We start from the raw sequence: 7,402 nt of genomic DNA on the forward strand, positions 1-7,402 counted from the left end.
AAGACGCAGCCAGGCTGATCCAGGTCTTTACTGCGCTGAGTGTGGCTGAGTGTCAGGGTTCGCTCCCAGAACGGCCCTTGCGAGACTAATCCGGCGGTCCATTCCATGGCTGCCGCATCGAGGCGATACACGCTGCCGTCGGCGAGGATGGCATACAGCTCACCGCTATTTCCCGGAACGATGGTGCTCAGATGCTTGGATCGCTGCAGTGGGCCTTCGATCAGATAGGAGGCGTTTGTATTGGCATCGCAACGGTACACATTGTCGTCTTCAGTAATGGCGTAGCTATCGCCAAAGCAGATCGGTGTTGGCACTTCACGCCAGGCATTGGCACCTGGATCGAGTCGGAATGCGCCGCTTGATAAGGAACCAAGGGTTGGATCAAAGGCATAGATGCTGCCATCGGCCTGAGCGCCTCGCAGGTACAGATTTTGCGCTGCCCGGTTTGGTAGTCCCGTCTTGATCAGTTCCCAGGTCTGGCCGCCATCGGTGCTGCGATAGGGGCCGCCACCGTAACCCTCGATGTAGCGACCGAGATAAATCGTACCATTGCTGCTGACGAACATTTTCATCAGCGAAGAGCCCAAAAATCCCGTGTTTTCAGCGGGCGTGCTCGCGCTGCGCCAACTGCTGGCTCCGGGAGTAAGGCGGAAAACCGAACCGGAGGACCGAGCATAGAGATTGCCTGAGCCGTCTGCCTGCAGGTCAGAGATACTTTGGTTTTCCATGCCGGCGTTAATTGCATCCCAGCGCTCACCCGCCGGGTTGAGCCTGAGTACGCCGTCATCGGTTCCGATATAGACCTGATTATCAGACAGCGCGGCCAGCAAACGGACTCGCCGAGTGCCCAGTCCGGCAACTACGGGTTCCCAGCCTTGACTCGCAGTACTGAAACGGAATACGCCGTTGTCGGTTTGCAGGTAGACAGAGCCAGCCTTGTTCTTGATCAGTGTTATTACCTGCCCACGACCTAAACCATCATTGATAGCGATCCAGCTGGTGCCGCCGTTATCACTTGCGAACACCTTGCCATTCGATAGTCCTGCAAACAACCGGCCTGTTTTATCGACAAGCAGGGCGTTGACCATGCCTTCGCCCAAGCCGGTGTTGATGGAAATCCAGGTGTTGTTGCCGTTGTCGCTGGCAGAGCGCGGTTGCTCAGCCGCGGTGAGCAAGGAGGCTGGCACGCCGCTTGTTTCAGCGCCGACGGCAGCGAATGCTGCCTGCTCGGGTACCAGCCAAAGCAGCGCAGCCAGTGCCGGGTATAGTTTATTTCGCATCATTCCTCGTCATGTAAGCAGGTAGATCGCGCATCGATCGGCGGGGCGCGATTTTAAATGGAAGCTGGCGTTTGGCCTGCCGGTAAAGACGCCATGCTGATTGGTTTGGGGCGTATTGCACGATGGCGGTGGCTATCCCGCTTCCTACCGATGGCATTGTCCAAGTGATTGGCCGGGGAGGCTGTGAACCACTTCACTGGCGCGCTAAATGTACGGCACCCGGCGACGATGGCACGGCTGCTGCAACCTGAGAGTTCGATCCTTACTGGGCGGCCTCAGCGGAACTTGCGCAGCAGGGCAATCAGCTCGGCGGTTTCCGCTTCGCCTTGGCCGCTTTGCAAGGCGCGCGCCACGCAGCCTTGCAGATGTTCGTCCAGCAGCTGTTCGGCGACCGCCGCCAAGGCGGCGCGTGCCGCCTGGATCTGGGTGATGATGTCGACGCAGTAGCGATCGGCCTCGACCATCTCGCGCACTGCCCTGACCTGGCCTTCCAGTCGCGCCAATCGCTTTTGCAAGGCGGCTTTGCCGGGCCGGTGAACTTGCTTGTGGCAGGGCTCAGGCGATGACGTCATAGCCGGCATCCTCGATGGCAGCGCGAATCTGCGTGCTGTCCAGCAGTGCCGGGTCGTAGCTGACCTGCGCGCGCTTGTCCGCGAGCGCCACTACGACCTGACTGACGCCGGGCAGGGCCTTGACGGTACGCTCGACGGCGGCGACACAGCCGCCGCAATGCATGCCTTCGATGTGAAATGACTGTTCCATGATGTACTCCTTCGGTTGGTAGGCGATAAGTGCTGCGGCGTCAGGCTTTGCGCGGCCGCCAGCGTTTCAGCAACAAGGCATTGCCGAGCACGGTGACTGAGCTCATGGCCATGGCGCCACCGGCAATGGCCGGGTGCAGAAAACCCAGAGCAGCAGCAGGAATGCCGATGGCGTTAAAGGCAAAGGCAAAAAACAGGTTTTGCCGGATGGTGCGCAGGGTGGCTCGGGCAATGTCCAGGGCGTCGACCAAGGCCAATACATCGGGCCGCGTCACCGTGATATCGGCGGCAGCGATGGCTGCGTCCGAGCCATTGCCGATGGCCAGGCTGACATCGGCCGCTGCCAGGGCTGGCGCGTCATTGATGCCATCACCCGCCATGCCGACCCGATGGCCGTTTGCTTGCAGGGCGCGGATATGCGCCAGCTTGTCGGCTGGCAGGCATTGTGCCTGCCAATGTGCAATGCCCAGCTGCCGGGCAATGGCTTCGGCCGGGCCAGGGCGGTCGCCGCTGAGCAGTTGCGGCTGGATGCCCATGGCCTGCAGGCGCTGTATCGCTTGTCCGGCATTGTCGCGCAGCGGGTCGCTCAGTGCGGCGTAGCCGAGATACTGCTGATCGAGGGCTGCGATTACCAGGGTGTCGCCACCGGTATCGAGCCGAGCGGTCAGTGCTTCCGGCAAGGCAACGCCCAGGCTGATTAGCCAGGCAGGCGCGCCGAGCCGTAGGGTATGGCTTTTGCCGTTTATCTCGATGATCGCCTCACTACCAAGGCCGGCCAGCTGGCGCATAGTGCTGATATTGCCGGTGCCGATGGGCAGGGCTTTCGCCAGCGCTTGCGATAGCGGGTGGCGCGAAGCGGCTGCCAGCGCTTGTACTTGTGCAGCGGCGACACCGAAATCGGCCGTGATCACGGCCGCTTGTCCCTGGGTCAGGGTGCCGGTTTTGTCCAGAGCCAGGATATCGAGCCGGGCGGCCGCTTCCAGCGCTGCCGCATTGCGGATCAGAATGCCGTGGCGGGCAGCGGTGCCGGTGCCCACCATCACCGCGGTGGGCGTGGCCAGCCCAAGCGCACACGGGCAGGCGATCACCAGTACGGCAACGGCATTGACCAGGGCGGTCTCCACGCCTGCGCCATGAAGCCACCAACCGGCGAGGGTGGCTGCGCTGATTGCGAGCACCACCGGCACGAACACGGCGGCAATACGGTCGGCCAGCGCCTGGATGGGCGCCTTGCTGGCCTGGGCTGCGCGCACCAGTGCGATGATCTGGGCCAGTTGACTATCCGCTGCCACCTTGCTGACTTCTAGACGCAACTGGCCGGTCTGGTTCAGGCTGCCGGCAAATACAGTGCTGCCGGCCTGTTTGGCAACCGGCATCGCCTCGCCGGTCAATAAGGCCTCATCGGCACTGCTATTGCCCGCGATAACCAGCGCGTCGGCAGGAATCGCCTCACCAGGCGCCACCCGCACGATGTCGCCTACCTTCAAAAGACGGACATCGCGCCATACCGGCGTTGCGCCATCCTCTACCAATGCCTGCTTCGGTTGCAGGCGGGCCAGCGCCAGCAGGGCGGCGCGCGTCTGCAACCGCGCCCTCGCCTCCAGCCGCTTGCCCAGCAGGACCAGCGCGATCACCACCACGCTAGCTTCGAAGTAGACATGCCCAGGTAGCCAGCCCAGGGCCACCGCCGTGCTGTAACCGAAGGCTGCACTGGTGCCCATGGCAACCAGCACATCCATATTGGCTGCGCCGCTACGCAGTGCATGCCAGCTACCTGAATAAAAGCGCCAAGCGCTCAGGCACTGCACCGGCGTGGCCAGGGCCAGGGCCAGCAAGGGCGGAAGCATCAGCTGGTGCCAGCCCAGCGCCATGGCTGCCATATCGAACACAAAGGGCAGCATCAGCAACAGGGCAAGCAAGAGCGGCCAGATGGGTTCGGGAACCATTTCGGGCGATGGCGAGTCTGCTGTCACTTCGCTGGCGTGAAAGCCGGCCTGTTCGATGATGCTTAGCGCAGTCGGCGCATCGAGACCGGTAACCACGGCGGTTTCGCTGGCAAAGCTGACACTGGCCATGACGCCAGGGCGACGGTTCAGCAGCTTTTCGATGCGTGCCGCACAGGCGGCGCAGCTCATTCCCTGTATCTGTAATTGCAGCGACGGGGGCGTTGAATGAGTCATTTAAATACCCTGGTGGGGTATGCCGGATCGCTGAGTATACGCCCGTACCCGTCGCAATGCTGTTGGATTTTGTTGCAAAAAAGCATCGGAAAACAAGCCGGACGATGACGGCGACATGACGCATCGCTAGAATGTGGGCCCCGCGAGGGGGATGAGAGACAAAATTACAACCGAATTTGAGGAACGATCATGAAATTGTCTTTGAGCATTCTGGCCCTGGCCGCCGCTGTTGCCCTGCCTGCTTTCGCCGCTGAAACCTATGTTGGTGCCGACATCGGCCGCAGCAAGCTGGAAGAAAACGTGGGTGGCGTGTCGATCAGCAAGAACGAAACCGCTTGGGCGATCTTTGGTGGCTATCAGTTCCACCCGAACTTCGCTGCTGAACTGGCTTATCGCGATCTGGGCAAGATCAGCGAGCGCGAAGGCTCGGTGAGCGCCAATCTGCAAGCACACGCCGTTCAATTGTCGGTGATCGGTAGCTACCCGATCAACGAACAATTCAGCGTATACGGCCGCCTCGGCCTGGGCGCTATCCGCGCCAAGGCAGAAGTGCGTGCACCTGGCTTCTACATGGCTGAAAAGAGCGACACCAAGACCAAGGCTCTGGTGGGTATCGGCGCTCGTTACGCCATCAACAAGCAATTCGGTATCCGTACCGAATACGCTGAATTCGGCAAGATCGAAGGCCTGAAGCTGTCGACCTTCACTGTTGGCGCTGACTACAGCTTCTAAGCGATTGCTTGCCAGCATGATGCAAAAATGGGCACCCGCGGGTGCCCATTTTTTGTGCCTTGCGCTGTGCGGCAATCAGTCAGACTGAATGACTCGCCCGCGCGCTCCAGCGCTGTCCTAGCGCAACTCGGCCTTGGTTTCGCGCCCCATCAGTGCGGCAATGGCCTGCGCTGCCGGCAGGCCATCGAACAGCATGGCGCATACTGCGCGGGTAATCGGCATATCAACGCCAAGGCGCTGTGACTGGGCCAATACCGCGCGCGCAGTGTTGACGCCCTCGGCGACGTGGCCAAGATTGGCGACAATCTGCTCGAGCGGCAGGCCTTCGGCTAGCAGCAAACCAACCTTGCGATTGCGCGAAAGGTCGCCGGTACAGGTGAGGATCAGGTCACCAAGGCCCGACAAGCCAACCAAGGTTTCGGGCCGCGCGCCCAGTGCTACGCCAAACCGGGTGATCTCGGCTAGGCCGCGGGTAATCAGGGCGGCGCGGGCGTTGTGGCCCAGGCGCAGGCCGTCGCCTACGCCTGCGGCGATTGCCATGATGTTTTTTACCGCCCCGCCGATCTCTGCACCAATCACGTCGTCGCTGGAATAAATGCGCAGGCGCGATGAGTGCAGGGCGTCTGCGGTGCGATGCGCAAAAGCGAGATCGTCCGAGGCCAGTGTCAGCGCTGCCGGCAGACCGGCAGCAACTTCCTGGGCAAAGCTCGGGCCAGTGAGAATGCCGCGGGCAATATGGGGTGCAAGCTCGGCCGCAACCACCTCGTGCGCCGGTAGCAGGGTGTCGGCTTCCAGGCCCTTGCAAGCCCACAGGATGGGGGCGCTACGCCCGAGTGCCATCAGCGCCTTCAGGGTCGGGCGCAGGCCTGCAGTCGGTGTGACGATAAGGATCAGATCGGCAGTCTGTGTGGCGGCGTCCAGGTCGCTGGAAAGCTGCAAGCCATCGGGAAATGGCAGGTCCTTCAGATAGCGTGCATTGGCACGATCGGCCTGCATCGCGGCGACTTGCTCCGGATTGCGCGCCCAGAGCGTCACCTGATGCTGGCTGGCGAAGCTCATTGCCAGGGCGGTACCCCAGGAGCCGGCGCCCAAGACGGCAATCTTCATATGCCCCATACCTCTTCGATACGTAAAAAGCCGCTGGCGCCGTCGCGGTGCTTGACCTTGACCCAGCCGGTTTTCCCGACTTCCACCAGATCGAAGATGACCCCTTTGTCCGCCTGGAACAGCAACGGGGATTTGCCATCCGCATTGCTATGCAAGCCAGCGCTTGTAGCGGATACCACCACGGTGCGCTTGGTCAATAGGGCTTTTTTTTCTACCCAGGCAAGAGCGCCAGACTGGTCGCGCACACGCAGCCAGTCTTTGTTCTCCACCAGCACTTCAACCGGAAAGCCGCGGCTGGCTACGAACAGCCGCTTGCTTTTCGGATTGGGTGCGTCGTAAAACGCTGTGCCATGTTCCGCAGTCGAACGGAATTCGAGTGCGGACACGACACAGGCCGCCATGCCGAACAGGCAGGCAAAAAGCAGCTTACTGAACAGTGGCTGGCGCATCTTGGGTGGCCATTTGTTGAGCCTGACGCTGCATATACATCTGTTCGAAATTCAGTGGCGCCAACACGACGGGCGGGAAACCGGCGCGGGTAACCAGATCGGAAACCGCTTCGCGAACATAGGGGAACAGGATGTTCGGGCAGGCCATGCCGAGGATGGGCTCAAGGTCTTCATCCGGCACATTGCGGATCAGGAACAGACCGGCTTGGGCGACTTCCACCAGGAAATAGGTGCGCTCAGCATTCTTGGCAGTCACGGTGATGGTCAGCGTGCATTCGAAATAGCCATCGTTGATCGGCTGCGACTGCGTCTGGATCTGCATTTCGACTTCAGGCTGCGAGGCTTCCAGGAAGATCTTCGGTGCATTGGGCACTTCCAGCGACAGATCCTTCACATACAGCTTCTCGATGGAAAAAATAGGCTGGGCTTGTTGTTCGCTCATGGCGACTCCTAATGAATGCGATAGTTAACAAATACAAAGCGGGCGAATCATCGCAGATTCGCGGACATGTAGCCATCCACCGCCGGTTAAGACTGCAGCAGAGTGTCGAGCTTGCCTGCGTGGTCAAGGGCCGCCAGATCGTCGAATCCGCCCACGTGCAGTTCGTCGATGTAGATTTGCGGTACGGTGCGTCGGCCGGTGCGCGTCATCATCTCTTCGCGGCGCTCTGGTTCGAGATCAACGCGGATCTTGTTGATCTGCGATACGCCTTTCCGCAGCAAAAGTTGTTCGGCGCGAATGCAGAACGGGCAAATCGCGGTGCTGTACATGGTGACGACGGGCATTGCTTGGCTCCAGCGGTAGAAAAATGCGCAGATGCGCATGAACACTAATCTTATATATGCAATTGAAAGCTGCTGATTCAGCGGCACTAAGCGGGCGATGGTTTCCG

Annotated in this window: 9 protein-coding genes; 1 reads left to right on the forward strand and 8 read right to left on the reverse strand. The window is 60.7% G+C overall.

Annotated features, from left to right (window positions below; translation table 11 throughout):
* The 4 genes from ACE3OH_RS16930 to ACE3OH_RS16945 all read right to left on the reverse strand — a co-directional run.
* On the reverse strand, positions 1–1,187 hold a 1,187-nt coding region (locus ACE3OH_RS16930), incomplete at its 3' end, for a hypothetical protein (RefSeq protein ID WP_374355689.1).
* Between the two features lie 368 nt (positions 1,188–1,555).
* Positions 1,556–1,852 carry a metal-sensitive transcriptional regulator gene (locus ACE3OH_RS16935; RefSeq protein WP_374355692.1) on the reverse strand — a complete coding sequence of 99 codons (297 nt, stop codon included), beginning with the start codon at positions 1,850–1,852 and terminating at the stop codon, positions 1,556–1,558.
* Positions 1,836–2,042: a heavy-metal-associated domain-containing protein gene (locus ACE3OH_RS16940; RefSeq protein WP_374355695.1), complete on the reverse strand. Its 207-nt coding sequence runs from the start codon at positions 2,040–2,042 to the stop codon at positions 1,836–1,838. Before ACE3OH_RS16940 ends, ACE3OH_RS16935 begins: the two co-directional genes overlap by 17 nt.
* 40 nt (positions 2,043–2,082) lie before the next feature.
* Positions 2,083–4,221, reverse strand: a complete 2,139-nt coding sequence (locus tag ACE3OH_RS16945) for a heavy metal translocating P-type ATPase (protein WP_374355698.1) — start codon at positions 4,219–4,221, stop codon at positions 2,083–2,085.
* A gap of 189 nt (positions 4,222–4,410) precedes the next feature.
* Between ACE3OH_RS16945 and ACE3OH_RS16950 the strand changes: the two genes are divergently transcribed.
* Positions 4,411–4,953: an outer membrane beta-barrel protein gene (locus ACE3OH_RS16950; RefSeq protein ID WP_374355701.1), complete on the forward strand. Its 543-nt coding sequence runs from the start codon at positions 4,411–4,413 to the stop codon at positions 4,951–4,953.
* 117 nt (positions 4,954–5,070) lie between these two features.
* On the opposite strand, the gene ACE3OH_RS16955 is transcribed toward ACE3OH_RS16950, so the two are convergent.
* From ACE3OH_RS16955 to grxC, 4 genes are all read right to left on the reverse strand, one after another.
* On the reverse strand, positions 5,071–6,060 hold the full coding sequence (locus tag ACE3OH_RS16955; RefSeq protein WP_374355704.1) for an NAD(P)H-dependent glycerol-3-phosphate dehydrogenase: 990 nt from the start codon (positions 6,058–6,060) through the stop codon (positions 5,071–5,073).
* On the reverse strand, positions 6,057–6,509 hold the full coding sequence (locus ACE3OH_RS16960) for an SH3 domain-containing protein (RefSeq protein WP_374355707.1): 453 nt from the start codon (positions 6,507–6,509) through the stop codon (positions 6,057–6,059). Before ACE3OH_RS16960 ends, ACE3OH_RS16955 begins: the two co-directional genes overlap by 4 nt.
* Positions 6,487–6,951 carry a protein-export chaperone SecB gene (secB, locus tag ACE3OH_RS16965; RefSeq protein WP_374355710.1) on the reverse strand — a complete coding sequence of 155 codons (465 nt, stop codon included), beginning with the start codon at positions 6,949–6,951 and terminating at the stop codon, positions 6,487–6,489. Before secB ends, ACE3OH_RS16960 begins: the two co-directional genes overlap by 23 nt.
* Positions 6,952–7,037: 86 nt before the next feature.
* Entirely contained in the window at positions 7,038–7,295 is a 258-nt protein-coding gene (gene grxC / locus ACE3OH_RS16970; protein WP_374355713.1) for a glutaredoxin 3, read from the reverse strand.
* Positions 7,296–7,402: the final 107 nt, after the last annotated feature.

The sequence above is a fragment of the Chitinimonas sp. genome (assembly GCF_041904975.1).
In the GTDB taxonomy this organism is placed as follows: Bacteria; Pseudomonadota; Gammaproteobacteria; order Burkholderiales; family Chitinimonadaceae; genus Chitinimonas.